21 protein-coding genes are annotated in these 26,767 nt (G+C 55.6%); 15 read left to right on the forward strand and 6 right to left on the reverse strand.

All coding sequences use genetic code 11. The annotated features are described in order from the left end of the window. Positions 1–18: 18 nt before the first annotated feature. From ACTQ1N_RS07230 to ACTQ1N_RS07245, 4 genes are all read left to right on the forward strand, one after another. Positions 19–1,518, forward strand: coding sequence for a sugar ABC transporter ATP-binding protein (locus tag ACTQ1N_RS07230; RefSeq protein WP_441956037.1), 1,500 nt, complete (start codon positions 19–21; stop codon positions 1,516–1,518). 11 nt (positions 1,519–1,529) lie between these two features. Continuing rightward, positions 1,530–2,504, forward strand: a complete 975-nt coding sequence (locus tag ACTQ1N_RS07235; protein WP_441956039.1) for an ABC transporter permease — start codon at positions 1,530–1,532, stop codon at positions 2,502–2,504. A 22-nt stretch (positions 2,505–2,526) separates the two neighbouring features. Then, positions 2,527–3,957, forward strand: a complete 1,431-nt coding sequence (araA, locus tag ACTQ1N_RS07240) for an L-arabinose isomerase (RefSeq protein WP_441956041.1) — start codon at positions 2,527–2,529, stop codon at positions 3,955–3,957. Between the two features lie 190 nt (positions 3,958–4,147). Continuing rightward, a complete protein-coding gene (locus ACTQ1N_RS07245; protein WP_441956043.1) occupies positions 4,148–5,308 on the forward strand; it encodes a GntR family transcriptional regulator in 1,161 nt (386 codons plus the stop codon). 52 nt (positions 5,309–5,360) lie between these two features. Here the strand turns inward: ACTQ1N_RS07245 and ACTQ1N_RS07250 are convergent, their stop codons facing one another. Beyond that, entirely contained in the window at positions 5,361–6,179 is an 819-nt protein-coding gene (locus ACTQ1N_RS07250; protein WP_441956045.1) for a LytTR family transcriptional regulator DNA-binding domain-containing protein, read from the reverse strand. A gap of 176 nt (positions 6,180–6,355) precedes the next feature. Here ACTQ1N_RS07250 and ACTQ1N_RS07255 point away from each other — a divergent pair, with 176 nt between their 5' ends. From ACTQ1N_RS07255 to ACTQ1N_RS07275, 5 genes are all read left to right on the forward strand, one after another. Next, positions 6,356–7,279, forward strand: coding sequence for a hypothetical protein (locus tag ACTQ1N_RS07255; RefSeq protein WP_441956047.1), 924 nt, complete (start codon positions 6,356–6,358; stop codon positions 7,277–7,279). Between the two features lie 190 nt (positions 7,280–7,469). Beyond that, positions 7,470–7,907: a GntR family transcriptional regulator gene (locus ACTQ1N_RS07260; protein ID WP_441956049.1), complete on the forward strand. Its 438-nt coding sequence runs from the start codon at positions 7,470–7,472 to the stop codon at positions 7,905–7,907. Positions 7,908–8,034: 127 nt separating this feature from the next. Further along, positions 8,035–8,766, forward strand: coding sequence for an ABC transporter ATP-binding protein (locus tag ACTQ1N_RS07265; RefSeq protein WP_331681151.1), 732 nt, complete (start codon positions 8,035–8,037; stop codon positions 8,764–8,766). A gap of 14 nt (positions 8,767–8,780) precedes the next feature. Continuing rightward, the gene (locus ACTQ1N_RS07270) at positions 8,781–9,626 is read left to right on the forward strand and encodes a hypothetical protein (RefSeq protein ID WP_441956052.1); all 846 of its coding nucleotides are present in this window, start codon (positions 8,781–8,783) and stop codon (positions 9,624–9,626) included. A gap of 195 nt (positions 9,627–9,821) precedes the next feature. Further along, positions 9,822–11,465 carry a hypothetical protein gene (locus ACTQ1N_RS07275; protein ID WP_441956054.1) on the forward strand — a complete coding sequence of 548 codons (1,644 nt, stop codon included), beginning with the start codon at positions 9,822–9,824 and terminating at the stop codon, positions 11,463–11,465. A 110-nt stretch (positions 11,466–11,575) separates the two neighbouring features. On the opposite strand, the gene ACTQ1N_RS07280 is transcribed toward ACTQ1N_RS07275, so the two are convergent. Further along, positions 11,576–14,056 (reverse strand): ABC transporter permease, encoded by a 2,481-nt coding sequence (locus tag ACTQ1N_RS07280; RefSeq protein WP_441956056.1) that lies wholly within the window; start codon positions 14,054–14,056, stop codon positions 11,576–11,578. A gap of 9 nt (positions 14,057–14,065) precedes the next feature. Beyond that, positions 14,066–14,770: an ABC transporter ATP-binding protein gene (locus tag ACTQ1N_RS07285; protein ID WP_441956155.1), complete on the reverse strand. Its 705-nt coding sequence runs from the start codon at positions 14,768–14,770 to the stop codon at positions 14,066–14,068. A 335-nt stretch (positions 14,771–15,105) separates the two neighbouring features. On the opposite strand from ACTQ1N_RS07285, the gene ACTQ1N_RS07290 reads away from it, so the two are divergent. From ACTQ1N_RS07290 to ACTQ1N_RS07315, 6 genes are all read left to right on the forward strand, one after another. After that, entirely contained in the window at positions 15,106–15,915 is an 810-nt protein-coding gene (locus ACTQ1N_RS07290) for a threonine/serine exporter family protein (RefSeq protein ID WP_441956058.1), read from the forward strand. Between the two features lie 202 nt (positions 15,916–16,117). Next, complete coding sequence (locus tag ACTQ1N_RS07295; RefSeq protein WP_441956060.1) at positions 16,118–16,573, forward strand: threonine/serine exporter family protein; 456 nt, start codon at positions 16,118–16,120, stop codon at positions 16,571–16,573. A gap of 90 nt (positions 16,574–16,663) precedes the next feature. Next, positions 16,664–17,557 carry a serine hydrolase domain-containing protein gene (locus ACTQ1N_RS07300; protein WP_441956062.1) on the forward strand — a complete coding sequence of 298 codons (894 nt, stop codon included), beginning with the start codon at positions 16,664–16,666 and terminating at the stop codon, positions 17,555–17,557. A 493-nt stretch (positions 17,558–18,050) separates the two neighbouring features. After that, on the forward strand, positions 18,051–18,530 hold the full coding sequence (locus ACTQ1N_RS07305) for an NADH-quinone oxidoreductase subunit NuoE family protein (RefSeq protein WP_154523145.1): 480 nt from the start codon (positions 18,051–18,053) through the stop codon (positions 18,528–18,530). Further along, positions 18,527–20,407 (forward strand): NADH-ubiquinone oxidoreductase-F iron-sulfur binding region domain-containing protein, encoded by a 1,881-nt coding sequence (locus ACTQ1N_RS07310; protein WP_441956064.1) that lies wholly within the window; start codon positions 18,527–18,529, stop codon positions 20,405–20,407. The genes ACTQ1N_RS07305 and ACTQ1N_RS07310 overlap by 4 nt, the downstream gene beginning before the upstream one ends. Positions 20,408–20,420: 13 nt before the next feature. After that, positions 20,421–22,121, forward strand: a complete 1,701-nt coding sequence (locus tag ACTQ1N_RS07315) for a [FeFe] hydrogenase, group A (protein ID WP_441956066.1) — start codon at positions 20,421–20,423, stop codon at positions 22,119–22,121. A gap of 103 nt (positions 22,122–22,224) precedes the next feature. On the opposite strand, the gene ACTQ1N_RS07320 is transcribed toward ACTQ1N_RS07315, so the two are convergent. From ACTQ1N_RS07320 to ACTQ1N_RS07330, 3 genes are all read right to left on the reverse strand, one after another. Further along, positions 22,225–24,081, reverse strand: coding sequence for an ABC transporter ATP-binding protein (locus ACTQ1N_RS07320; protein ID WP_277066948.1), 1,857 nt, complete (start codon positions 24,079–24,081; stop codon positions 22,225–22,227). Between the two features lie 175 nt (positions 24,082–24,256). After that, the gene (locus ACTQ1N_RS07325) at positions 24,257–26,041 is read right to left on the reverse strand and encodes an ABC transporter ATP-binding protein (RefSeq protein ID WP_441956068.1); all 1,785 of its coding nucleotides are present in this window, start codon (positions 26,039–26,041) and stop codon (positions 24,257–24,259) included. Continuing rightward, positions 26,038–26,523 carry a MarR family winged helix-turn-helix transcriptional regulator gene (locus tag ACTQ1N_RS07330; RefSeq protein ID WP_441956070.1) on the reverse strand — a complete coding sequence of 162 codons (486 nt, stop codon included), beginning with the start codon at positions 26,521–26,523 and terminating at the stop codon, positions 26,038–26,040. The genes ACTQ1N_RS07325 and ACTQ1N_RS07330 overlap by 4 nt, the downstream gene beginning before the upstream one ends. Between the last annotated feature and the right edge of the window lie 244 nt (positions 26,524–26,767).

The raw sequence follows: 26,767 nt of genomic DNA on the forward strand, positions 1-26,767 counted from the left end.
TCGGAGGAGGAGAAGGACATGAGTGAAGTCAGATTACAGATCCAGCATCTTTCGAAGACCTTCGGAATCACGAAAGCGGTGCAGGATGTTTCATTTACAATCAACAAGGGTGAGATTCACGCGCTGATCGGTGAAAATGGATCCGGCAAGTCGACTCTGACCAACATGCTGACGGGTATTTATTCCATCGACAGCGGGCATTTCATCCTGGACGGGAAGGAGATCCACCCGAAGAATCAGGTCGCGGCCAACGACGAGGGTGTCTCGATCATCGTGCAGGAGCTCGGAACGCTTTCCGGCCTGACGGTCGCCGAGAACATCTTTCTCGGACATGAGGACCGGTTCGTGCACATGGGAATCAAGAACACGAATGCGATGAACCGGGAGGCGCAGAAGCTGCTGGATGATTACGGGTTCGGGCGCATCAAGGCCGGCGATATGGTGGATGACTACAACTTTGAGGACCGCAAGCTGGTTGAGATCGTCAAGGCAACATACTTCAAGCCGAAGATCGTGGTTGTCGACGAGACGACGACAGCGCTGTCCCAGGAAGGCCGTGAGGAGCTGTACAAGGTGATGAAGCGCATCCGCGGCGAGGGCGGGACAATCATCTTCATCTCCCATGACCTGGAGGAGGTGCTCAGGCTCTCAGATACCATCACGATTCTGCGCGACGGTGTGTACATCGATACGGTGAGCGCAAGCCAGGTTTCAGAGGAGGATCTTAAGCGCCTGATGGTCGGCCGTGAGGTGACCGGAAACTACTACCGCGCGGATTATGGCGAGCCGGTCAGCAAGGAGGTCGTGCTTTCCGTCAAGGATGTGACCGTCCCGGGGCAGATCGAACATGTCTCGTTCGACCTGCACAAGGGAGAGATCCTCGGCTTTGGCGGACTGTCAGAGTCGGGTATGCACGAAGTCGGGAAGGCATGCTTCGGAGCCTCATTTGACAGGACAGGCTCTGTGACGCTGGCAGACGGAACACCGGTCAACAGTATTCCGACAGCAATTTCCCACAGCATCGCCTATACCTCGAAGGACCGCGACAACGAGTCGGTGGTCATGAACCAGAGCATCGGCGACAACATCTGTCTGCCGTCCCTGGATCAGCTCAGATCGGTGGGATGTTTCCTGAGCGGCAGAAAGATGAAGAACTTCGCGAACAAGTACGCGAAGGAGATGTCCGTCAAGATGGTCAACACAGACCAGTTTGTCTCGGACCTGTCGGGCGGGAATAAGCAGAAGGTAGTCCTGGCCAGGTGGATCGGAAAGAATTCGGATATCCTGGTGCTCGACAGCCCGACGAGAGGCATCGACATCAAGGTCAAGCAGGATATCTACCAGCTGATGGATCAGATGAGAAAGGAAGGCAAGTCGATCATCATGATCTCCGAGGAGCTGATGGAGCTGATCGGCATGTGTGACCGGATCCTGATTATGAAGGACGGGAAGATCAGCGGAGAACTGGAGCGCAATCGGGACCTCGATGAGAACAGACTGATTGAGAAGATGGTGTAAGGAGGAGAGTCATGGCTGAAAAAAGCATAGCAAAAACAGCTTCCCGTGAGGAGGAGCTGAAAAAGGTATCCAGAGCGATGCTGATGCGCCAGCTGCTCCCGGCTGTGGGGCTTGTCGTGGTCTTCATCGTCTTCAATATCCTGACGAAGGGCAGGATGGTCTCCAAGTTCAGCCTGGTCATGTCCCAGGTTTATGTGACCATGATTGCCTCCACCGGCGTCTTCTTCATCATGACGATGGGCGGGCTGGACTTCTCCCAGGGCTCGATCCTGGGTATGGCGTCCATTGTGGTCTGCATGGTGTCGAAGGTCAGCATTCCGCTGTCGATCCTTGCGGGGATCGGGACCGGCGCGGCGATCGGGGCGATGAACGGATTCTTCTATGTCAATCGGAAGATCAAGTCCTTTATCGTCACAATTTGCACGATGTTCCTCTTCCGCGGTATCATCAAGTACATGACGTCGAATTCTCCGGTCATGGGGGACATCAAGCTGACGATGCTCGGCATGAACGAAACTCTGAAAATGGTCTGCACGCTGGTTGTCATCGTGCTCGGCCTTCTGGCCTTTCGCTTCACGAAATTCGGTATCCATCTCAAAGCGATCGGAGCCGGTGAGAAGGCAGCGAAGTACGCAGGCATCCGGACAGACCGGATGAAGTTCCTGGTCTATGTGCTGGCAGGCGCCATCACAGGATTTGCGGCGTTCATCAATGCAATCAAGGTCGGTTCGGTCACCGCTTCCGGCGGCAACCAGCTCGAGACCCAGATCCTGATTGCGCTGGTTCTCGGCGGGATGCCGATCTCCGGCGGCGCAAAGTCCAGCTTCCTGAATGTCATCATCGGATCGCTGCTCTACACGGTATTGATTTCCGGTCTGAACATGATGGGACTGACCACGCAGGCAATGCAGCTGGTTCAGGGTGTTGTGTTCCTGATCTTTGTCACCGTCTTCGCGGACAGACAGTCGCTGCAGGTCATCAAGTAAATCGTATACGAGGAGATTTTACATGGAAAAGTTATATTTTATCCCGGGAAGCCAGGATCTTTATGGCAGAGAGTGTCTTCAGTCCGTCAGGGAGGACTGTCAGAAGATGACAGATTTCCTGAATGAGAAGCTGGGTGATGTGATCCGGATCGAGCTGCTTCCGACTGTTGAGACGTCCGAGATTTGCGTCGAGGATATGAAGAAGGTCATGGTCGACGATGACTGCGTCGGCGTCATCACCTGGATGCATACATTTTCCCCGGCGAAAATGTGGATCAAGGGGCTTCAGCTTCTTCAAAAGCCGCTCCTGCATCTTCACACGCAGGCCAATGAGAAGCTGCCGTATGATTCCATTGATATGGACTTCATGAACCTGAATCAGGCGGCACACGGTGACCGCGAGTACGGCTTTATTCTTGCAAAGCTTGGCATCCGCCACGAGGTGGTTGCGGGCTTCTATCAGCATGAGGCGGTCATTGAAAAGATCCGCCGTTTCGCACAGGTCGCGAAGGCAATCGGTCTCTCCCGCAGGACGCGCGTGGCGACATTTGGCAACAACATGCGCGATGTCGCGGTCACAGATGGCAACCGTCTCGAATGCGAGATCAAGTACGGCTGGGAGGTCAAGTACTGGGGCATCGGCGAGATCGCAGATCTGGCCGGACAGGTGACAGATGACGAGATCGACGCGAAGATGGCGGACTATGAGAGCCGCTACACGATGGCGACAGATAACGTAGAGGCAGTCCGTACGCAGGCACGTTATCAGATCGCATTCGAGAAGTTCATCGCCGCGAATGGTGTGACGGCCTTCACCGACAACTTCCAGGATCTGCACGGCCTCAGCCAGCTGCCTGGGCTTGCGGCACAGGATCTGATGGCGAAGGGCATCGGGTTCGGACCGGAGGGCGACTACAAGATCAGTGCCTTCTCCTCCGTTCTCATGAAGATGGCAGAAGGAAGAAAAGGAGCGACCGGCTTCATCGAGGATTATACTTACGATCTGACACCGGGACACGAGCTGGAGCTTGCCTCCCACATGCTGGAGGTGCCTGCATCCTTTGCGGCGGCAAAGCCTGAGATTCAGGTTCATCCGCTCGGCATCGGCGGCAAGGACGACCCGGCGCGCCTGGTCTTCGACGGTGTGACGGGAGATGGCATCCAGTGCACACTGATCGATCTGGGTGATCATTTCCGGATCATCTGCGCGGACATCGAGCTGGTGAAACAGCCGCAGCCGATGCCAAAGCTGCCGGTGGCCCGGATCATGTACCGCCACAAGCCGAACTTCGAGATCGGAACCGCGGCATGGTGCTACGCAGGCGGTGCGCACCACTCCGTGGTCTCGACAGCCCTGAAGCGGGAGGACATCGCACTGTTCGCGAAGCTGACCGGGACGGAGCTTGTGACAATCGGCGACGATACGACAGAGGCAGATCTGGCGAAGATGTAAACAGCGCAGCAGCAAGCCGTGGCATTGGCCGCGGCTTGCTGTGTAAAACAGGAAACAAGACGCCAGCATTCCTGCAATCTACATACATGGTGCAGTTGTCATACATGTGTGTAAAATATTGAACAACGCGTCAACATCCCTGCAGCCCGGGGCAAGATCATGCAGAAAACGAAGCGCAGGTGTGGGAAACATGAAATCAGGCAGTACAGACAGAGGAAAGCAACAGGACGGGGTAAGGCAGATGGCCGGACAGGAAGCGAAATATCAGAAAATCATCAACTGGGTCAGGCAGGAAATCGCGGACGGGTCACTGAGAAGCGGGGATAAGCTTCCGAGTGAGAAGGAGCTGAGCGAGCGCTTTGGCCTCAGCAGACAGACCGTCCGGCATGCGACCGGCGAGCTGGAAGCACAGCATATTGTCTCCAGGGTGCAGGGAAGCGGGACGTACATCGGCGGCGTCCGCCAGCGGGTCTATGAGCCGAGGTACATGAGTGTTGCTGTTTTGAGCACATTCTATGAGAGCTACATCTTTCCGCCGACTCTCAAGGGAATCGAGCGCGTTCTTTCAAAGAATGGATTCTCGATGCAGGTTTCATTCACGGATAACCGGGTCACGCGGGAACGGGAGATGCTTCGTCAGATTCTGGAAAAGGGGAATGTTGACGGCCTGATTGTGGAACCGGCCAAGAGTGCGCTTCCAAACCCGAACATGGATTTATATAGGGAAATCCAGGAGCGGAGTATCCCTGTCATCTTTTTTAATGCCAGTTATCCGAAGATTGAGGCTCCATGTGTGCGGATTGACGATCAGGCGGTTGCCCAAAGGGCGACACAGCTTCTGCTCGATGCGGGGCACCGGAAGATTGGAGCAATCTTCAAGTCGGACGACCGGCAGGGAGCGTTCCGGTATGCGGGGTACCTGGATGCCATGATGAGCGGAGGCGGGGAAGTCCACCAGCGTCATGTTGTCTGGGTGGATACTCCGATGACCACGAACCTTGGGGCGCTTGAGGACTACCTGTTTCAACGAATCGAAGGATGCTCGGCGGTGATGTGCTACAACGACGAGGTCGCCTACCAGGTGATCAATCTAGCATTGGAGCGCGGACTGCATGTGCCGCAGGAACTGTCCGTTGTCGGAATTGATGATTCCTACCTGGCGGGGATGGGGAAGGTACAGCTGACATCCTTTCCGCACCCGAAGGAAATGCTCGGCAGGAAGGTCGCCGAGAACCTGATGGAAATGTTCCGGAAGCCTGATTTTAACGGCAATTATCTGTTTGAGAGCGAGCCGGTGTACCGGGAGTCTGTGTGGGATTTGAAGAATCAGAGGGTTTACAAGGGACAATAATAGAAAAGCTTCTGAAGACACAATGCTTCAGGAGCTTTTTGTGGTGGGCTGCCTAGACCTTTTCACTGTCAAAGAACCGGTATACGGCCTTGTGAATATCAGGGATCTTTCTGGATGGAATCAGGATGTGCTGTCCGTTCGTCAGGATAAGTTCCTGGTCCTTGAAGCTGGCAATCTTGCTCATGTTGATGATGTTGAATCGGCTGATTCGAAGAAAGACCGGGCTGAGCTTCGGTTCAAATGTCTTCAGAAGTTCCTTTGTCCGGATGACCGAGTCCTTCAGATAGATCGCTGTATACTTGTTCTCGGATTCCAGCAAAAAAATCTCGGGCTCCCTTAAGTAATGACGGGACTTTTCCGTATCCGTGACGATCAGAAGGCCCGGATCCGTCTTCTCTTTGATCTGCCGGTTGATGTATTCCCGAACAAAGGAGCTCATCTTCAGTGGAAAATGCTCCTCTTTCGTCACTTTCCATTCACCGATCGGACTGGTATTGGAGAGGTGCACGAGCTTCAAGCCATCTTTCTCCAGACGCCAGACGGCTACCAGGCGCTGCTCGCCGTCAAATGCAGCCCCGGTATGGTCGACACTGACAACATGATATGTCCCGATGATTGTACAGATGCAGCCGTTATTCTGGGAGATCAGGTATCGCTGATTGGTCAGGCGAGATGGAGACAGGTCACGAAGTACCTTCTCGATATCATCATGAAATTCCTTGAAGCCGATATCAAACTGTCCGCGCTGGGCCCCGATCCAGGTAATGTCCGGGGCAGCTGCTGCGTAAACCGGATCGGGGTTCCCGCTGTAGAATGCCTCCATGAATTCAGAAGTCAGACGAATGGCTTCATTTGCCAGATGTTTTTTCATATCGAACCTCCATACCAGGGATTGATACACAATTATTATATACGAAACCGGAAGGAAAAGGACATGTAAAACATCAATTTGTTGTCGATTCATTCTGGTTTTGTCATCACTCATTCTGATTTTCTGAAGTCGTGCTATACTGTTGTCAGCATAGACTTTCAAGGGAGGAGCTGGCTATGTTTCAGAAAGAAAAGGATGTGCTGCGATATATCCGGAGGCTTCGCTATCGCGTAAGACTGAATAAAAAGACGTTCAAGCTGCTTATGGTACTCAGGACGCTGGTGATTCTGACACTGGTGCTGAATGTGCTCCAGAGAAACTATGAGGCGGCTGCGCTTTGCATCCTTTCACTGATCCTGTTCCTGATGCCATCCTTCTTTGAAAAACAGCTGAAGATCGAGATTCCGCCGCTGTTTGAGGGAATCATCTACTGCTTCATATTTGCGGCGGAAATCCTGGGAGAGGTGAACCATTTCTACACATTGATCCCGGGATGGGATACGATCCTGCACACGCTGAACGGCTTTCTGTGTGCAGCAATCGGATTTGCGATGGTCGATTTACTGAACCGGCACAGCAGCAGGCTGAATCTTTCCCCGCTCTATCTGGCGGTTGTCGCTTTCTGCTTCTCGATGACGATCGGTGTTCTGTGGGAATTCTTTGAGTTTTTCTGTGACCAGTTCTTCTTTCTGGACATGCAGAAGGATTTCATTGTGAAGACGATCGGCTCGGTGACGCTTGATCCGACGCACAGTCAGAAGCCCTTTGTCATCCGGAACATCGCCCGGACGGTGATTGAGACGGCGGACGGAAAGAGCTATGTGGTGAACGGAGGATATCTCGATATCGGGATTATCGATACGATGAAGGATCTGCTAGTAAACTTTGTCGGAGCGGTTGTCTTCAGTATACTGGGCTATATCTATGTTAAAACACGTGATGAGAACAGCCTTGCCGGCAAGCTGATGATCCACCGGCTGACGGCGATGGAGGTCGAGGAAGTTGATGCCTTTGTCGACCAGCAGGAAGCGGAGCGGGAGGAGCAGCTTGAAAAAGCCCGGGCGATTCGAAAAAAGTCCAGAAACCGGAAGAAATCCTGAACACAGATGAATAGATTCAGATCGCATCCCTGGAAGCACAAAAAGGTGTTGACAGGGATGTTTTTGAATGCTATTGTACTAATCAGTTAATACAACAACACAACAATACAACAATACAAAACGCAAATACACGTCCGCCGGTCTTCGGTATGCAGGGACAACCCGGAATACATGCATTAGGATGCACCTGATGTGGAGCATGAGAGAGATGCCGGGACACGAAGGGCAGAGACGACGGATGTGGGAGAGGGGGCGCTTCGATGTGGCATGGAGCTTTGAGAATGGAATTCCGATCTATCAGCAGATTATCACGGAGCTGAAGATGCAAATTGCGGCGGGCATCTATCAGCCGGATGACCGGCTTCCACCTGTGCGGGAGCTGGCGATGGACGCGGGCGTCAACCCGAACACCATGCAGCGGGCCCTTGCCCAGATGGAACAGGAGGGGGTTCTCTACACGAACCGGACGGCCGGGCGGCATGTTGCTTCCGACCCGGAGAAGATCCGGTCTCTTCGGAAGCAGATTGCGGAAGATGAGATTGCACGGATGTTTGGGAAACTGCAGGGGATTGGAATGTCGAAGGAGGAAATCACGGCGGCGGTCGATGCCTGGAGCCGGGAAGCCTGACCTGCCGGTGCCAGAGAACCGATCGAGGCACGTGTCGATCGAGGCACGTGTCACAAGCTGCAGCAGGCAGGTGGTTTCTGCAGGGAACAGGATAGCGAGTAAGTCCGGAAGGACGCGAGGAGGAGTCATGGAAGAGTTGAAGAAAGAGATGGACATGATACAGCAGCCTGCCTTTGAGTGCAGGAAGCTGACGATGCGGTATGGCAAGACGCTGGCGCTCGATGCGGTGGATCTGACTTTGATGCCGGGGCGGATCGTCGGGCTTCTGGGACCGAATGGCTCCGGCAAGACGACGATGATCAAGCTGGCCAACGGTCTGCTTCAGCCGACCTCCGGGGAGATCCTGATTGCGGGGAATGCGCCGGGGCCGAAGTCAAAGTCGCTTGTCGCCTATCTGCCGGACAGGGATTTTCTGCCGCCCTACATGAATGTGACGCAGCTTCTGGAATTTTACAGCGACTTCTTTGCGGACTTCGACCGCGAGAGAGCGGAAAAGCTGCTTGAGAGCCTTGGGTTTGAACCGAAGCAGAAACTGAAAGCGATGTCAAAGGGAACCAAGGAAAAGATCCAGCTGGTGCTTACGATGTCGAGGCGGGCAAAGATCTACCTGCTTGATGAGCCGATCGCCGGCGTCGATCCGGCAGCGAGGGACTTCATTATCCGGACAATCATCGGCAACTATGCAGAGGACGCGCTGGTCGTCATATCCACCCATCTGATTGCGGACATTGAGACGGTGCTCGATGAGGTGGTTTTTCTGAAGAAAGGACATATTGTCCTGCACAAGCAAAGCGACGAGGTGATTGCCGAGAACGGCAAGGATATTGACCATGTATTCCGGGAAGTGTTTGCCTGCTGAGGAGGGGAAGAAGAATGTTCAGGAAGCTGTTGAAATACGATATGAAGGAAGTCGGGATGGTGATGATGCCGCTGTACGCCGCGATGCTGGTGCTGGCGGCTGCAGCGGGGCTGTCCATGCGGTTCTCAATTATGAAAGGGACGCGGGATTTCGTGGCCTCGACGGTGCCGGGTGTTGTGACACTGATTCTGATGCTGGTTTACGGGGCCCTGATTCTGGGGATGGCGGTCATGACGCTGGTCATGACAACCCGGAACTTCAGGGATAACCTGCTTGGGAGCCGCGGCTATCTGATGAATACACTGCCGGTCACCACACAGTCACAGGTGCTCAGCAAGTCGCTGAACGGTCTGATCTGGATTGCCCTGGGCGGTGCCGCATCGGCTGTATCCGGAACCATCGCGCTTCTGTTCGTCATGCGGAGGCAGGATTGGGCAGAATTCTTCCAAACGATCAACGAGATGTTCGGGGACCGCATGTCGCCCTGGGTGATGCTTCTGCAACTCGTGATCCTGTTTGTGCTGGGAGCGTTGCAGATTGTCACAAAGATCTTTGTTTCCATCAGTATCGGCAACCTCTGGCGCTCAAAGCGGGGACTTGGAGCGGTTCTGATGTTTGTCGGGCTGACGGTTCTGCAGACCCTGATCAGCAACAGGCTGACGCACCTGGTGCCGGATGCGTCGATCAGCTACTCCCTGATGGGCAACGGAATCTCGATGGTCTTTGGGATGAACAGCGGGGATGCCGGACTGTTCACCGCAAGGCAGATGGGATTTGCGGCAGGGCAGGACATTCTCTATATCGTCCTGTTCCTGATCGGAACCATCTGGGTGCTCCGAAATAAGATGGATCTTCAGTAAATTTTTGGACTATTTACAGAAAAACAAGGAAGTGATCACGAGAATCACACAACAGAGAACAGATCGTGTATAATGGTTCTGACAGCATGGAAAGAATAGACAATTGAAGGGAAGGGCTTCACCGGTAGGGACACGCGGGGTGAGGCGGGAGAAGACGTGTCAGACGATGCAGATGACTGCAGGAATGGAGGAAACATGAGAAAACAGATCAGAGTGCTGACAGCGGCAGTGCTGTGCGCGAATCTGGCATTCGCCGGAGCGGCTCCGGGATTTGCCTCAGAAGCGGCAGCTCCGGAAGCCGAGACTGAGTCCGCCCTTTTGGCGGGACAGGAACTGGCAGGCAAGGCATTGGATGCGGCGAATGAGGCCTGGAAGTTTTCCGGGACGATGGAGTTTGGAGACGGTCTTCTCTCTCTGATGTCTTCAGATGGAACGGACGTCAGCTGGCTGAAATCGGCCGGCGTGGATGGTGTCGTTGCAGGCGGCGGGGATGGAACCGCAGATGCGAATGAGACGGTTTCACTGAATGGGACAGCGCTGTGTGATGTGCAGACGAAATTCGATGCGAAGAGCGGCAGGCTGTATTTCAGCTTTCCGGATCTGAAAAAGGCGCCGGCCTCCGTGGATCTGAACAAGATTTTCTCCAGTATGAAATCAGATTTTCATGCTGGCGTCGGTTCCGAAATTGGAGCGGGAATCCCTTCAGAAGATGCGACCCGGCTTCAGGAGGAAGCGGCAGAGCTGTTCGGCTCGATCAGCTCAGAGGAATGGTCAGATTTTGTCGGCAGGTATGCCGGAACTGTCATGACAGGAATCAAGACGGAGCAGGAGGGAGAGAGCCAGGTGACAGCGGGAAGTCTGAGTGATACGGTCACCAGGACGACGGTCTCCATTCAGCCGGACGCGATGGACAAGATTGTCAGGGACAGTGTCGGAACACTCCGTGAGGATCCGCTTGTTCTGAAGATCCTCGGAAGCGATTTCGCAGCGGATCTGGTGTCGATGGCTGTAAAATCCGGAGCGGATAAGACATTGGACACCGGCGCAGACAGCACGGGCAGTGTCACCGGCAGTCAGCTGGTCGGGATGTATCAGAGCGCACTGGATTCGGTGAAGGATAACCTGTCAGGCCTTCCGGGCTTTTCTCTCAGTATCGGCAACAACGCGGAAGGGAAGTTCACGAGCCTGGATCTGAAAGTCCTGTACTCCGGAGTCGAGATACCGGTATTCACATTTGCGACGATCACCGATGGAACGAAGAATGCAACGGAGCTGGATCTTGGCGAGCTGGTCGCATCTTCTCTGCTGGGGGCCGCTTCAGGTGAAGATCAATCCAACGCAGAGACAGAGGCAGATGCGCAGGATACCGCTTCATCCGGGAAGACCGGGCTTCTGATGGAAGGAACGACAGACGGCGGAAAGCTGAATGAGACAATTACCATCCAGGCAGCCGGCACACCGTACGCGACGGTGACGGTCAGCGACTGGGACATCGAAGGCATGAAGAGCGGAAAATTTGCTGGCAGCGTGATGGCGCAGCTTGGCGGTGAATCTGTCGGACTTGACTTTGCGCAGTCTGATGCCGAGGGACAGAGCGTAAGCCTCCTCGTGAACGGAGAGATGTTTGTGAAGGTGACTGGCAGCATACGTACAGCGGATCCGTCTTCTGTTCAGAAACTTGACACGACAGGAGCAGTGGAGCTGAAGAGCAGTGATGATCTGGAGAAGTATCTCGCAGACGCTGACCCGTCCGGCCTTCTTGAAAAGCTTCAGGCGGCAGGAGTCCCGCAGGAGCTTCTCGGAACAGAAACAGAGCAGGCCACCGGGGCGGCAGCCTGAGCAGCAGGACATCAGAGACATTTGTATGATGCAGCCGGACGGCATCTGAAGCGGAAAAGCAATACCCGAAGAGCAGGGAGACGCGGAAAGCGTCCCCTGCTTTTTTGGAATTATTCCACAGCTTTTAGAGATTCCGCCATCGGGATTGCGCGAATTCGCTTTCTCATGAGGAGATTGACCATGTATGCGAACAGATTGGTGATCAGGATGGCAAGGACATAGCTGACCGGTCTGATTCGTGTCAGGAAGACCATATTGTCGACGAGGATCCGGCTCATCACGGCGCGGTGGAAGAGCGTACCGAGCGGAAGACCGATGAAGCTGGCAATGAGCGAGAGAACCAGATTCTCCTGGAGAACATAGCTGTCGGTTTCCTTCGGGTAAAAACCGAGGACCTCGACGGTTGCAATTTCACGGCTTCGCTCAGCCAGATTGATTGAAGTCAGGTTGTAGATGACGATCAGCTCCAGCACCCCTGAAAACAGGATCAGGAGAAGGACGATGTAGTAGACACAGGAGAGGGCCTTGTCTGCCGTTTCCTTCAAAAGAGACAGACTGCTGATCTGCCGGACCCCCGGAATCCCGGCAATCTGCTGTGAGAGGGCAGCATCTGCCGTTTCAGAAGAGGCATCTTTCGCAGTCATCTGAGCACCGGACGTCCGGATCAGCAGCGTGTCGGGTTTCCATTCCCCACCCTGTTGTTTCAACGTATCAGCATTCAGGATCAGGGCATTGCCGATATAGTTGTCAAAGATGCCGCTGACGGTGGCTGTGACATCACGGCGTGCCGCGTCCTTTATGATCAGGGAGTCGCCGATGGAGAGAGACAGCTTCTGTGCGATTCTTGTGCAGATGAGTATCTTTCCGGGCTGTGGGAAACGGCAGGCCTGGCCTTCTGTTTTCAGTGTCCAGAATGACATGAAGGATTCCGGCTGGTCTGTACTGTAAAGCCTGACGTTCGTCATGGCACTTTTATGTGCCTTGATGCTGACCCGGGACAGGCTGCAGGGACAGGCAGCAGAGTCTGCGGCGATCCGGGAGAGTCTGACTGTCACCTCCTCGATTTTTGAGGGCTGGACGCCTGCCTCGATCTGGTAGTGCTGGATCGTCTTGTACTGGAGATCGGTGATGCCGATCAGGGAATCCTTGACACCGAACCCGGTCAGTACCAGCGCTGCGCAGCAGCCGATGCCGATCAGCATCATGAACAGGCGCTGCTTGTAGCGGAGCATGTTCCGGAGCATGATTTTGTGGAGAAATGAGAGTCGTTTCCACAATGGAGTGATGTGTTCAAGCCAGATTCGTTTTCCGCTTTTGGAGACGCCTGGGCGGATGAGCTCTGCAGGCCGGATTGACAGTTCACTGCGGACAGAGAGCCAGGTGCAGAGCAGGATGCCGGTGATTGATACAGCGCCCGTCAAGCCTGCAAGCGGCAGGTTGAAGATATACTCGATTCTGGCAAAGCCATAGACGGAGCTGAGGGCAAGCCAGAAGACCTTCGGGATGAGAAGGGTGCCGGCGAAATATCCGGCCGCCCAGCCCAGAAACGCTGCACTCCCGGCGTACAGAAGGTACTTAGCGCTGATCTCCGCAGTTGAAAAGCCAAGTGCTTTGAGCGTCCCGATCTGCGTGCGCTCCTCCTCGACCATCCGCGTCATGGTTGTGACGCAGACCAGCATGGCGATCAGGGCAAAGAACAGCGGGAACAAATCTGCGATGCCGCTGACGATCGAGATGTCATTGTTGAAACTGATAAGGCCGGAATGGTCTTCCCGGGTGAGAACGTAGGTGTGAAGCGATCTGTTCTCTGCAAGGCTGGTGACGCGGTCTTTGACCGTCTCCACCAGTGATTCATACACCTCGCCACGGTGCAGGGTTTCAGAATCGAGTGTGAGATCGATCTCTGTGAACGCTATGCTCAGAAATGCACGCTTCGGCACAAACAGAAAGGCGTCAAGCTGACCTGTGCCGATGGTGGTGCTCCCGCGGCTTGTGCCCAGCCAGAGCGGAGAATCACACAGGCCGACGATGGTGAATGTCTTTGTGTCCAGAAAACCGGCGGCCTGATCGGATTTTGCGGTGTCGACCGTCAGCTTTTTTCCAATGTCAGAGGAGGAAAAGAGCCGCCTGTCAGCCAGACATTCGGATGCAGCCGCTGGCATGCGGCCGGCCGTCAGAGATGGAAGATTGACCGTATCCTGGAGCGACTGGATACGGAGCGCATAGCGCTGCGCCGTGCCGGAAGAGGTTCTGCTTTCCGGATCTGCTTCAGATCCTGCGCCCTGCGTTGAGGCAGCCTCTACCATGGCGTCTGTGCCGGTACCGCCCTCAGCAGTGGTAACCCCTTCGATGTCTGAGAAGGCTCTGACGTCGGAGGACAGAAGAAAATTGCTGCTGAGAATCCGGATATCGTAAAGCTTCTGACGGCTGAGATAGTCGTCGCAGGTCCGCTGCATCGCCGGCTTGGTGATTTTGAGGCCGGCGAAGAAGCCTGTGCTCAGAAAAAGAATCAGAAAAAGCGCAAGATACCGTCCGGAAAATGTACGGATGCTGCGCTTTGTCAGTTTGAAGATGGCACGATGGGTTTTCATAGCGGCACCTCACCACTCTATCTGATCTGCCGGGATGACAGCTTCATTTCTTTTATTCGACTGAATGCGGCCGCTGCGGATCCTGATGATCCGGTCTGCCATCGGTGCGATTGCCTGATTGTGCGTGATGATCATGACGGTCGTATGGTGTTCACGGCTCAGCCGGTGGAGCAGCTTCAGAATTCCTGTGCCTGTTTCGTAGTCGAGGGCGCCGGTCGGCTCGTCGCAGAGCAGGAGCTTCGGATTCTTTGCCAGGGCGCGCGCAATGGCGACGCGCTGCTGCTCGCCGCCGGAAAGCTGGGCCGGAAAATGTCCGCCCCGGTCCTTCAGGCCGACGAGGGAGAGCGCCGTCGGCGCGTCGATCGGGTCCTTGCAGAGCTGCGCGGCAATTTCGATGTTTTCGAGCGCTGTGAGGTTCGGAATCAGGTTGTAGAACTGGAAGACAAATCCGACGTCATGCCGGCGGTAGTCGACCAGTCTGCGGTCACTGAACGCCGAGACTTCCGCACCGTCCACAAGGATGCTGCCGGATGTGACGGCGTCCATCCCGCCAAGCAGGTTGAGCAGCGTCGTTTTTCCGGCACCTGAGGAGCCCAGCAGCACGCAGAATTCTCCCTTCTCTACGCTGAACGAGACGTCATTCAGCGCCCTGACAGGAACTTCACTCGTTCCGTACAGCTTCGATACATGATCAAATTCGATATACGCCACGATATCCACCCGGCCTCTCTGATTCTGTTTTGTCTTCACTCCACTATATCATGGAGTCATACACTTTTGTGCGGGAGGACATTGAATTCAGTGCGCCTGCATTGGGAAAGCCGTCCCGCACGCCTGCCCGCTGCCGGCTGCCCGGGATTCATCTGGAATGCGCTGCATTTACACAGCGAAAGCTGTGCCCGAAGATCGGACTGGACCACCTCCGGGATTCGGAAAGGCTTCGGAGGCAGCCCGGAATATCAGCCGGAACGGTATTTGCAAATATTTCGGAATTATGAAAGTATTTCAGCAATTTCCGCAAATATTATTCTGCCAGATGGAGTATAGTTGTGCTCGAAACGATGATGGCAGAAAACACAAAGGGATGGAAAATGAACCGGGACGAAGCGGAAGAATACCTGTATTGTGCGCTGGATATTGGTCAGCTGCTTCTTACCAGCGGCGCGGAGGTGAACCGGGTCGAGGATACAATCAGCCGGGTGATGGCGGCGGCCGGTGTTCCGAAGGTCGAGGTGTTCTCGATCACGTCGAATATCACGGTGACTGCGCACCTGGATGGCTTCCAGACACTGACCCAGATGCGGAGGGTGTACGCGATCCACACCAACATGCGGCGGATCGAGGAGCTCAACCAGCTTTCGAGGGATATCTGCGCAAAGAAGCTGAAGCCGGAGGAAATCCGGGGCAGGATCGAGCACATTCAGGAGGAGAAACCGGCAAACAGCCGCCTGCTTCCGGTCGGGTATGCCATCGTATCAGGTGCATTTGCCCTGTTCTTCGGCGGCGACCTGAACGATTTTGCGGCTTCCGTGCTGATCGGATTTCTTCTCTGTTACATCGAGCGACTGATTTCAAGGTTCACGGACAATATCCTGATGACAGCACTGATCTGGTCAACGGCCGGCGGCTTTCTGGCACAGCTGACAGTCCTTTCAGGGCTGGGACATCACGCAGACCTCATCAGCATCGGCAATATCATGCTGTTCATCCCCGGAATCGCCTTCACAAACTCGATCCGGGACATGTTTGTCGGCGATACCATCACCGGCCTGATCCGGTTTATGGAGTCGATTCTCCTGGCGGGCATCATCGCGGTCGGGTTCACGCTGGCGGGGCGCATCCTGACCGGGCTGCTGTAATAAGTGTGCGGCAGGATAATGCTTCCGGGATGCGCAGAGTCAGTCCGTTGGATAGCGCATGACAGGGAAAGTGCAGATCAAGTCCGATCGGTTGCTTCAGGCCGGTTCCGCCGTTGGATAGCACATGACAGGGAAAGTGCAGGGTGTGGTCTGTTGGAAAGTGCATGACAGGGAAAGCGCAGGAGGAGAGTGAGATTACTGTATGGAAGTCTGGAAGATTGTGCTGCAGTTTGCCACGGCAGTGGCAGGCTGTTTTGGATTTGCGATCGTGTTTCATGTCGGGCGCAATGAATGGCTGGTCGCATCTTTGGGCGGGGCGGTATCCTGGGCAGCCTATCTTTTGATGCTTTCTGTATCCGGGAACGACTATGCAGCGGCTTTTGTCGGGTCAGCCGCTTCTGCCTTCTATGGGGAAATGATCGCCCGGAAGGTTCATGCTCCTGCGACAGTCTTTACGGTGATCGCCTTCGTTCCGCTGATTCCCGGAGCGTCCCTGTACCGGGCTGCCGATGCACTGATGAACGGGCACAGCGGGGAAGGCAGACGCCTGGCGGTTTATACACTTGCATTTGCAGCCTGCATGTCAGCAGGCGTCGTCGTCACAACCCTGATTCTTCGAAAGATCGGGAAAGCCAGAGCCGGCAGAATAGCCGGATGAGCGTCTGTCACTCCGTCCGGATATCGCGTATACTGTTTCTGACATAAAATCGGCAGCGGGCGTCTGCCTGATCGCAGAAGGAGAATGAATATGAGCATCATCGATATGAGTGGTTTTTGCCGGAAGGCAGAAGAGAATCACGTGCTGGGTGTTGTGGTTCAGCAGCATGGGAAAGAGATCGCAAGACAGCTGTGGGATGACGAAAGGCGCCGGGATGTCTACTCGGTCACCAAGAGCTTTACATCCGCAGCGGTTGGGATTGCGCAGCGGGAGGGGCTTCTGTCGCTGAATGAGAAGCTGACGGATGCCTTTAAGGAAGATCTTCCGGACTTTGTCAGCCCGCATCTGGAGAAGGCTACTGTCCGGGACCTTCTGACGATGTGTCTCGGCCAGGAAAAACCCTTCCTGATGGGCGCTGACCGGCCATTTTATCCCGAGACCGACTGGGTAAAGCTGGCGCTTGCCCAGCCCTGGGTCTGCGATCCGGATACGACATTTTTGTATAATAACGCCGGCCCGTATCTGGCCGGCATGCTTGTGCAGCGGCGGTCCGGCTGCGACCTCATCCACTATCTGATGCCGCGTCTGTTCGTACCGCTCGGCATTCATCTTCCAACCTGGGAAATGGATCCGCTCGGCAACAGTTATGGGGCGGGCGGACTGTTCCTGAACATCGACGAGCTGGCAAAGTTCGGGCAGCTGCTGCTTCAGGATGGGAGCTGGAACGGGAAACAGCTGATTCCGGCGAACTGGGTTCATGAGGCAGGAAGAAAGCAGGTGGGCAACGGCGAGGAGGGCTACGGCTACCTGTTCTGGATGGGGCCTCATGGCAGCTTCCGCGCAGACGGCAAGTATGGCCAGTTTGTGATTGTCATGAAGGATGTGGACGCCGTGGTTACGATCATGTCGGAGAGCCGCACCGAGCGGAACATTCTGAATGCCGTGTTCGACGAGCTCTATCCACAGCTCAGGGCGGGAGACTGAGCCGTTTTTCACAGGACGGACATTACAGAAATGATCACAGAAATTTAAGAAACATATCATGGAATCCTGACACCAATTTTACAGGCGCAGGCTATACTGTTTCACGGATGCCGGAAGGATGCACAGTACGCGCTGTGGATTTCCGCGAAAATCAGCATGGCCTGCGCCTCAGGACAGGTGGAAAACCTACGGGATGCAGTCCACGATCGACTTTCGGGCTTTCTTACCCGATTCTTTTTGAAGGGGTCAGAAACAGCGGACAGACGGCATTGCATGCAGATTCGTCATTCTGCAATAAATTGATGATTTAAATCTGGGATATCTGAACAAATCATTCCAATATCGTGTCATATCTCATTTTTTGTAAGGTATATTCTCCAAATAATTGCGAAGATAATGATAATAATGTTATAATCTCCTCAAGTGTTTAAACAAGAGCGGATCGCTTTCCGGCTGCCTGAGCCGGAAATCTGACGAAAAGGAGGAGACGGATATGCTGGAGCAGTCCTGTTATGACCTGGCGGACAGGTGCATAGCAAAACATGGAGCAAAGCCATCCTCGCTTATCCCTGTGATGGAGGACATCCAGGATGAGCTGCGCTATCTCCCGGGGGAGCTGTTGTCCTATGTGGCGGAAAAGATCGGCGTCAGCGAGGCAGAGGCCTACGGTGTCGCGACGTTCTACGAGAATTTCTCTTTTGAGCCGAAGGGGAAGTTCGAGATCAAGTGCTGCGACGGGACGGCCTGCCATGTAAAGAAGGGAATCGCCGTGATTGAAGCGCTCCAGAAGGAACTGGGGCTTGGCAAGGACAAGCATACGACGGACGACATGCTGTTTACGCTTGAGACGGTTTCCTGCCTGGGCGCGTGCGGACTGGCGCCGACCATGATGGTCAACGGGAAAGTTCACCCGCACATGACACCTGACTCTGCTGTCGCGCTGGTCAGAGAATTGAGAGGTGAGGAATCATGACGATCGCATCGAGAGAGGATCTTCAGCGTGCGCGTCTTGACGCTGACCGGGAGATGAAGAAACAGGATGTCCGCGTGCTGGTATGCGCGGGAACAGGCTGCGTAGCCTCGGGGGCAGAGGCTGTCTTTGAGGAGTTCAGGAATCAGCTGGAAGGAAGGGAAGGGATCTCCCTCTCCTTTGCGCCTCACGAGCATACGAAAGTGGCGGCGGTCTGCCATACAGGCTGTCAGGGCATCTGTGAGATCGGCCCGCTTGTCCGGATTCAGAGCGGGGATCAGGTCATTCAGTATGTGAAGGTGCAGCCGTCAGATGTCAGTGCCATCATCATGAGGACCATCCTGCACGGCGAGGTCATCGACCACCTGCTTTATCACCAGCAGGCGCAGTATGTCAGTCCGGACGATATTCCTTTTATCGCGAAGCAGACGCGGGTCGTTCTGTCCAACTGCGGGAAGTATGAGCCGGATTCACTGTCAGAGTACATCTATTCGGGCGGATTTTCGGCACTTGAGAAGGCGCTCTTTGACATGACACCGCAGCAGGTGATCGATGAGGTCTCGAAATCGGGGCTCAGAGGCCGCGGCGGCGCAGGGTTTCCGACCGGACGCAAGTGGTCGCAGGTTGCCAGCCAGAAGGATCCCGTCCGCTATGTTGTCTGCAACGGCGATGAGGGAGATCCGGGTGCCTTCATGGATGGATCTGTCATGGAAGGCGACCCGTACAAGATGATTGAGGGCATGATGATTGCCGCCTATGCGGTCGGAGCGCAGGAGGGTTATATCTATGTCCGGGCGGAGTATCCGCTGTCGGTTGCCCGGCTCCGGGAGGCGATCCGGAATCTGGAGGAGGCCGGGCTTCTGGGATCGAACATCCTTGGAAGTTCATATTCCTTCAGGCTGCATATTAACCGCGGAGCAGGTGCCTTCGTCTGCGGAGAAGGGTCAGCGCTGACCGCTTCCATCGAAGGAAAGCGCGGGATGCCGCGCGTCAAGCCGCCGCGGACGGTCGAGCATGGATTGTGGGCGAAACCGACGGTTCTGAACAATGTCGAGACCTACGCCAATGTTCCGCGCATCATCACGGACGGGGCCGGGTGGTTCCGCTCCATCGGTTCTGAGAACAGTCCGGGGACGAAGACCTTCTCTCTGACAGGCGCGATCCAGAATACCGGCCTGATTGAGGTGCCGATGGGGACGACCATGCGGCAGATCATCTATGATATCGGGGGCGGCATCAAGGACGGCGGAACCTTCAAGGCGGTCCAGATCGGCGGCCCGTCCGGCGGGTGCCTGACGGAGAAGGAGCTGGACGTCGGACTGGACTTTGAGTCGGTTAAAAAGTATGACGCGATCATCGGCTCGGGCGGCATGGTCGTCCTGAACCAGAATTCCTGCATGGTCGAGGTTGCCCGTTTCTTCATGGGCTTTACCCAGCGCGAATCCTGCGGAAAGTGCACGCCCTGCCGCGAGGGAACCAAGCGGATGCTGGAGATCCTGCAGAAGATTGTCGACGGAAGAGGAGAGATGAGCGATCTGGACGAGCTGGAGGATCTGGCGCAGATGGTCCGTTCCATGTCGCTCTGCGGCCTGGGTAAGAGTGCGCCGCTTCCTGTCATCAGCACGCTCCATCAGTTTCGGGATGAGTATGTGGAGCACATCGTGGACAAGAGATGCCGCGCGCATGTCTGCGCGAAGCTGCGCCGCTTCATCATCGATCCGGACAAGTGCGTCGGCTGCGGAAAGTGCGCGCGCAACTGTCCGGCAGGCGCGATCATCGGTGCCAAGAAGATGCCGCACAAGATTGTCACGGATGCCTGCATCCGCTGCGGAAGCTGTCAGGAGAACTGTGCATTTGACGCGATCTATATCGAGTACTGAGGAGGGGTGAGAGATGGGGGTCATGACAATCAATGGAAGGCGTGTTGCCTTCACAGATGAGAAGAATGTGCTGTCCGTCATCCGCAAAGCGGGTATCAACATCCCGACTCTGTGCTATCTGTCGGAGATGTCGACCTTCGGAGCCTGCAGGCTCTGCATGGTGGAGGACGAGCGGGGGAAGATGTTTGCATCCTGCTCGGAGGTTCCGAGGGACGGGATGACCATTTATACAAACACAGTCCGTCTTCAGAAGTACCGGAAGATGATCATTCAGCTGCTTCTGGGCTCGCATGACCGGGACTGCACAACCTGTGCACAGAGCGGGGACTGCCGGCTGCAGGATCTGGCGCACAAGATGAACATCACCTCCGTGCCTTACCACGACACGCGGGATGTGCATCCGATTGACATAAGTTCGCCGTCGATTGTCAGGAACATGAACAAGTGTATCCTTTGCGGCGACTGCGTGAGGGCCTGCTCGGAGCTGCAGGGGCTCGGTGTCCTGGAGTTCACCAGGAGAGGGGCGGACGCCCTGGTCTCGACAGCGTTCGACCGTCCGATTGCCCAGACCAGCTGTGTAAACTGCGGCCAGTGCCGTGTCTACTGTCCGACCGGAGCGATCACGATCCACTCCAACGTGGATGAGGTCTGGGAAGCGATCGGCGACCCGACTGTCCGGGTTGTCGCGGAGATCGCACCGGCTGTCCGGGTCGCGGTGGGAGATGCATTCGGTATGAAGGACGGCGCCGGCGTGATGGGCATGATCGTGAACGCGATGCATCGGATGGGGTTTGACGAGGTCTACGATGTAACATTGTCGGCGGATCTGACCATCATGGAGGAGGCGCAGGAGTTTCTGGAGCGGCTGTCGGAGAACCGGAATCTGCCGCTGATGACATCCTGCTGTCCAGCGTGGGTGAAGTTCTGCCACGATCAGTATCCGGAGTTTGAGCAGAATGTCTCAACCTGCAGAAGTCCGCAGGGCATGATGAGCGCGGTCCTGAAGGAATATTACAGGGATCCGGAGAATTCGCAGGGCAAAAGGACGGTTGTCGTTTCGGTGATGCCGTGCACCGCGAAGAAGATGGAGATCCGCTGGAAGCGGAATTACACGAGAGGACAGCAGGATACGGATATCGCGATCACCTCGACGGAGCTGATCAATATGATCCGCGACTTCGGGCTGGAGCTCGGAGACCTCGATCCGGAGGCCTGTGACATGCCGTTTGGCCTGGGGTCGGGCGGCGGTGTGATCTTCGGGACCAGCGGCGGCGTGACGGAGGCGGTTCTCAGAAGGCTGGCGCCGAATCACAGCAAGCAGCTGATGGACAACATTGCGGACTGCGGTGTCCGGGAGAAGAAGTGGATCCGGGAATTCACAGTCAGCTACAAGGACAGAGACCTGAGGATCTGTGTCGTGTCCGGACTTGGGAATGCCAGGATGGTACTCGACAGGCTGAAGGCCGGGGAGGTGCAGTATGATCTGATTGAGGTCATGGCCTGCAGGGGCGGCTGTGTCATGGGCGGCGGTCAGCCGGTCATTCTCGGCCGCACACCGAGGGAAGCCCGCACGGCAGGACTTTATCGGATCGATAATAATGAATCTGTCCGTAAGTGTGATGAGAATCCGCTGGTGCAGAACCTGTACAAGGGGATGCTGAAGGATAAGTCCCACGAGCTTCTGCATGTACACGCAGCAGACGAAAACCGATAACAGGACGACGAAACTGCGGAATTCTGAAAAAAAGCCAGCCGGAGCAGTACTGCTCCGGCTGGCTTTGTATAAATATGCGGCTGACAGAAATCAGCAAGGGATTTTACTCCAGCTCGAATGCACCTGTATAGAGCTGGTAGTAGACGCCCTTCTGTGCGATCAGCTCGTCGTGTGAGCCGCGCTCGATGATCCGTCCGTGGTCGAGCACCATGATGGCGTCTGCGTTGCGGACGGTGGAGAGTCTGTGCGCGATGACGAAGACGGTGCGCCCCTTCATCAGGTTGTCCATGCCCTTCTGGACAAGGGCCTCGGTTCTGGTATCGATGGAGCTGGTGGCCTCGTCGAGGATCATGACCGGCGGGTCGGCGACCGCCGCGCGGGCGATGGAGATCAGCTGGCGCTGTCCCTGGGAGAGCTGGGCGCCGTTCCCGGTCAGGAAGGTGTCATAGCCGTCCGGAAGACGGGTGATGAAGTCATCGGCGTTTGCAAGCTTTGCGGCGGCGATGCATTCCTCGTCGGTCGCATTCAGGCGGCCGTAGCGGATGTTGTCCATCACGGTACCGGTGAAGAGATTGACATCCTGAAGCACGACGCCCAGTGACCGCCTCAAGTCGGGCTTCTTGATCTTGCGGATGTTGATGCCGTCGTAGCGGATCTTTCCGTCCGGGATGTCGTAGAACCTGTTGATCAGATTCGTGATCGTCGTCTTTCCGGCGCCGGTGGCGCCGACAAAGGCAATCTTCTGGCCCGGCTTTGCATAGAGCGTGATGTCGTGAAGCACCAGCTTGTTCGGGACGTAGCCGAAGTCGACGTTGAACATCCGGACATCACCCTGCTGCGGCGTGTAGGTAAGCGTCCCGTCATGATGCGGGTGCTTCCACGCCCACTTTCCGGTCAGATGGTCCGTCTCATGGATGGTTCCGTCCTTGTCATACCCTGCATTGACCAGCTCCACATAGCCGTCGTCTTCCTCGGGCTTTTGGTCCATCAGCTCAAAGACACGCGAGACACCTGCAAGGCCGAGTGCAATCATAGAGACCTGCATGGATGCCTGGCCGATGGACTGCGCCAGCTGCCTGGTCATGGCCAGAAATGATACAATCACGCCGATTGTGACGGTGTCGATCCCGGTCAGTGTCAGGTTCGGCGCCTTGAGCGTCACGAGGAAGCCGCCCAGGATTGCCAGAGCGATGTACATAATGTTTCCGACATTTCCGAGAATCGGCATCAGCATGAAGCCGGCGCGGTTCGCACGGTCGCTGTCCTCAAAGAGCTTCTGGTTGAAGGTGCGGAAGTCAGCCTTTGCGGCCTCCTCGTGGTTGAAGACCTGGACGACCTTCTGACCGTTCATGATCTCCTGGACGAAGCCCTCCTCGGCAGCCAGTGATTTCTGCTGGTCGACCATACCGCTTGCGGAGCGTCCCGCGAAGGTTTTCGAGATCCGGCTCATGACGTACATGAAGAACGCGACGCCGATGGTCATCCAGACAGAGAACTTCAGCATGGAGATGACGATCGCGATGACGGAAAGGCCGGTCTGATAGATCATCGGGAGCGACTGACCGATCATCTGCCGGATCGCATCCGTGTCGTTGGTGTAGGTGGACATGATGTCGCCGGTCAGGTGCTGGTCGAAATAGCGGATCGGAAGCGTCTCCATGCGGTCGAACATGTCATCCCGCATGTGCTTCAGCGTGCCCTGCGTTACCGTCGCCATGATCTGGGTATAGATGTTGGAGGCAATGACGCCTGCCGCGTACACGGCGATCATGGTTCCGATGATGGAGAGCAGCTGCGGATAGACTGCCTGCAGGCCCTTGGTCAAGCCGGGCGTGATGGCGGTGTCGACGAGGGTCTGCAGGAAGACCGACGCGATGACGCCTGAAAGCCCGGAGACGGCGAGGCAGATCAGGACGATGACAAGGCGCCATTTGTAAAAATGAAACATATATTTCATCATCCGTCTGAAGGTGCCGGGCTTTACCGGCGGACGCCCCGAGGGCTGCTTTTTCCCGGAACGGACCTTGTCTGCGCTGCGCGGATCCGAAGCCAGGGCTTCAGGCTTCGCCTGAGCCGCTGTGGCTGCCTGAACGGCCTGGGTCTGAACGGCTGTTTGATTCTGTGCTGCTGCCATCTTACGCATTCCTCCCTTCCTGATTCTGTGCCCCTGTCTGCGTTTCTGTCTCGTCCTGCTGGGCACTGCGGGTCTGGGAGTCGTAGACCTCCCGGTAGATGCCATGCTTTGCGAGCAGCTCCTCATGCGTACCCTGCTCAACGATGCGTCCGCCGTCCATGACAATAATGTTGTCCGCATCCTGGACGGAGGAGACGCGCTGCGCAATGATGATCTTCGTGGTATCCGGAATCTCCTCGCGGAACGCCTTGCGGATCAGTGCGTCCGTCTTCGTATCGACGGCGGAGGTCGAGTCGTCGAGGATCAGGATCTTCGGCTTTTTCAGAAGCGCCCTGGCGATGCAGAGCCGCTGCTTCTGGCCGCCCGACACATTGGTTCCGCCCTGTGCGATTATCGTCTGGTATTTGTCCGGAAACTCCTGGATAAAGCTGTCAGCCTGTGCCAGCTCGCATGCATGGCGGATTTCCTCATCTGTGGCATCCGGGTCTCCCCAGCGAAGGTTCTCGCTGATCGTACCCGAGAACAGGACGTTTTTCTGCAGAACGCAGGCAACCTGATCGCGCAGGACTGTGAGGTTGTACTTCCGGACATCCTCGCCGCCGACGCTGACGGATCCCTCAGACACATCGTAGAGTCTGGAGATCAGCTGTACGAGGGACGATTTTGATGAGCCGGTTCCGCCGATGATGCCGAGCGTGGATCCGGACGGAATGTGGAGACTGACATCGGACAGCGCATATTTTTTGCTGCGGTCTGAGTATTTGAAGGAAACATGGTCAAAATCCACGCGGCCGTCGGCGACCTGTGTCAGTCCATTTTCGGGTGAGGTGATCGTAGCGTCGTAGGAGAGAACTTCCGCGATACGTTCCGCCGATTCCTCGGCGATCATACACAGCACGAAGATGAAGGACAGCATCATAATAGCAAGCAGAATCTGCACGCCGTAGTTAATCAGGGACGAGAGTTCGCCTGTGGTCAGTTCGGAGCCTTTCGTGGAAATGATCAGCCGGGCACCGATATAGCTGATCAGGGTGATGGAGGCAAACACACAGGCCTGCATGGAAGGTGTGTTGAAGGCGAGGATTTTCTCGACATGGGTGAAGTCGCGCCGGACCTCCTCAGATTCCCTGTGAAACTTCTTCTTCTCATAGTCTTCCCGCACGAAGGACTTGACCACGCGCATTCCCTGGATGTTTTCCTGCACGCCGTTGTTCATCGCATCGTACCGCTTGAAGATGCGGACGAAGATCGGATGCGTCTTGATCGCGATGCCGAAGATGATGATCCCCAGAATCGGAATCATGACCAGAAAGATCATCGACATCTTTCCGTTGATGGAGACGGCCATCACAACTGAGAAAATGATCATCAGCGGCGCACGGAAAGCACCGCGCACCAGCATCGCGAAGGCGTTCTGGACGTTCGTGACATCGGTCGTCATGCGGGTGACCAGGGAGGCCTCCGAGAAGTGATCGATGTCGTGAAAGGAATAGGTCTGTACGCGGTCAAAGATGTCCTGCCGCAGGTTCTTCGCCAGCCCGCAGGAAGCCTTTGAAGACTCTGCTGCGGCTGCTGCTCCGAAGAACAGGGAGATAAATGAAATGACCAGCAGCCATATACCGTAGTACACGACTGGCTGGATGGACCGTTCTCCCATGTGGTCGATGAGCTTTGCCATCAGGAACGGGATGATGACTTCTATGATGACCTCGCCCGAGACCAGCAGCGGGGAGAGGATGGATTCCCGTTTGTATTCCCGAAGGCTTTTTGCCAGTGTCTTGATCAAAGCTGTTCCTCCTTCTGAGTCTGATTGGGACGGATGGGTTCTGAAGGCTGCGCGCAGGGGCTGTTCCCGGATACATTATCCAGCAGCTTGTGCAGAAGGCGCCTGAGCTCGACAGCCTCCTCGGGTGTAAATCCGCGCACAAGCTCCTGCTCGGCCTGCCGTTTCTGTCGGATGGACTCGTCCCGGAACCGGTCGGACTTTTCCGTTGTCCGGACGATTCGTCCGCGGTGGTCGTCCGGGTTGACCTCCACCGTCAGAAATCCTTTTTTCTCCATGCGGGAGATGATGCCGACGACCGTCGGGTGCGAAACCTGGAGATGCGTCTCGATTTCCTTCTGTGTCACGGCCCCGCCGTGCGTATGGATGAAAAACATGGTCTGGAACTGGCTCATGGTCAGTCCGGATTCCTTCAGGCGGGTGTCCGCCTGGTTTTTCAGCCGTTCGCCTGCAATTTTTATCAAATGGCCGATATCATCGCACACACCACAAAGTCCTCCTTTCTGAGATGGAATCTGCAGCAATATACAGTCAGCATCGGCTGCAGATCGTCCCATATATGTAGCACGCTACAATAAAAAACGAACCTATTATATGCCTCATTTTTCAGAAGTGTAATTGTGAGATGCTCCAAAATGTAGTACGCTACGCAATGAAAGCGGGGACATTCTGCACAAGGCCGGATTATCTGTGTCAATTTCTTCGCGCATTGGGGAGAGCATCCATGTT

It is taken from the genome of Porcincola sp. LCP21S3_C12, assembly GCF_052118625.1.
GTDB lineage: Bacteria > Bacillota > Clostridia > Lachnospirales > Lachnospiraceae > Porcincola.

Bases quoted from the DNA above. Each gene is read 5' to 3' on its own strand.
- ACTQ1N_RS07255 (WP_441956047.1), top strand. From the start codon at position 6,356: ATGTTTCAGAAAGAAAAGGATGTGCTGCGATATATCCGGAGGCTTCGC.
- ACTQ1N_RS07275 (WP_441956054.1), top strand. From the start codon at position 9,822: ATGAGAAAACAGATCAGAGTGCTGACAGCGGCAGTGCTGTGCGCGAAT.
- ACTQ1N_RS07305 (WP_154523145.1), top strand. From the start codon at position 18,051: ATGCTGGAGCAGTCCTGTTATGACCTGGCGGACAGGTGCATAGCAAAA.
- ACTQ1N_RS07235 (WP_441956039.1), top strand. From the start codon at position 1,530: ATGGCTGAAAAAAGCATAGCAAAAACAGCTTCCCGTGAGGAGGAGCTG.
- ACTQ1N_RS07230 (WP_441956037.1), top strand. From the start codon at position 19: ATGAGTGAAGTCAGATTACAGATCCAGCATCTTTCGAAGACCTTCGGA.
- ACTQ1N_RS07300 (WP_441956062.1), top strand. From the start codon at position 16,664: ATGAGCATCATCGATATGAGTGGTTTTTGCCGGAAGGCAGAAGAGAAT.
- ACTQ1N_RS07295 (WP_441956060.1), top strand. From the start codon at position 16,118: ATGGAAGTCTGGAAGATTGTGCTGCAGTTTGCCACGGCAGTGGCAGGC.
- ACTQ1N_RS07310 (WP_441956064.1), top strand. From the start codon at position 18,527: ATGACGATCGCATCGAGAGAGGATCTTCAGCGTGCGCGTCTTGACGCT.
- araA (WP_441956041.1), top strand. From the start codon at position 2,527: ATGGAAAAGTTATATTTTATCCCGGGAAGCCAGGATCTTTATGGCAGA.
- ACTQ1N_RS07265 (WP_331681151.1), top strand. From the start codon at position 8,035: ATGGAAGAGTTGAAGAAAGAGATGGACATGATACAGCAGCCTGCCTTT.
- ACTQ1N_RS07270 (WP_441956052.1), top strand. From the start codon at position 8,781: ATGTTCAGGAAGCTGTTGAAATACGATATGAAGGAAGTCGGGATGGTG.
- ACTQ1N_RS07260 (WP_441956049.1), top strand. From the start codon at position 7,470: ATGTGGAGCATGAGAGAGATGCCGGGACACGAAGGGCAGAGACGACGG.
- ACTQ1N_RS07250 (WP_441956045.1), bottom strand. From the start codon at position 6,179: ATGAAAAAACATCTGGCAAATGAAGCCATTCGTCTGACTTCTGAATTC.
- ACTQ1N_RS07280 (WP_441956056.1), bottom strand. From the start codon at position 14,056: ATGAAAACCCATCGTGCCATCTTCAAACTGACAAAGCGCAGCATCCGT.
- ACTQ1N_RS07245 (WP_441956043.1), top strand. From the start codon at position 4,148: ATGAAATCAGGCAGTACAGACAGAGGAAAGCAACAGGACGGGGTAAGG.
- ACTQ1N_RS07320 (WP_277066948.1), bottom strand. From the start codon at position 24,081: ATGATGAAATATATGTTTCATTTTTACAAATGGCGCCTTGTCATCGTC.
- ACTQ1N_RS07315 (WP_441956066.1), top strand. From the start codon at position 20,421: ATGGGGGTCATGACAATCAATGGAAGGCGTGTTGCCTTCACAGATGAG.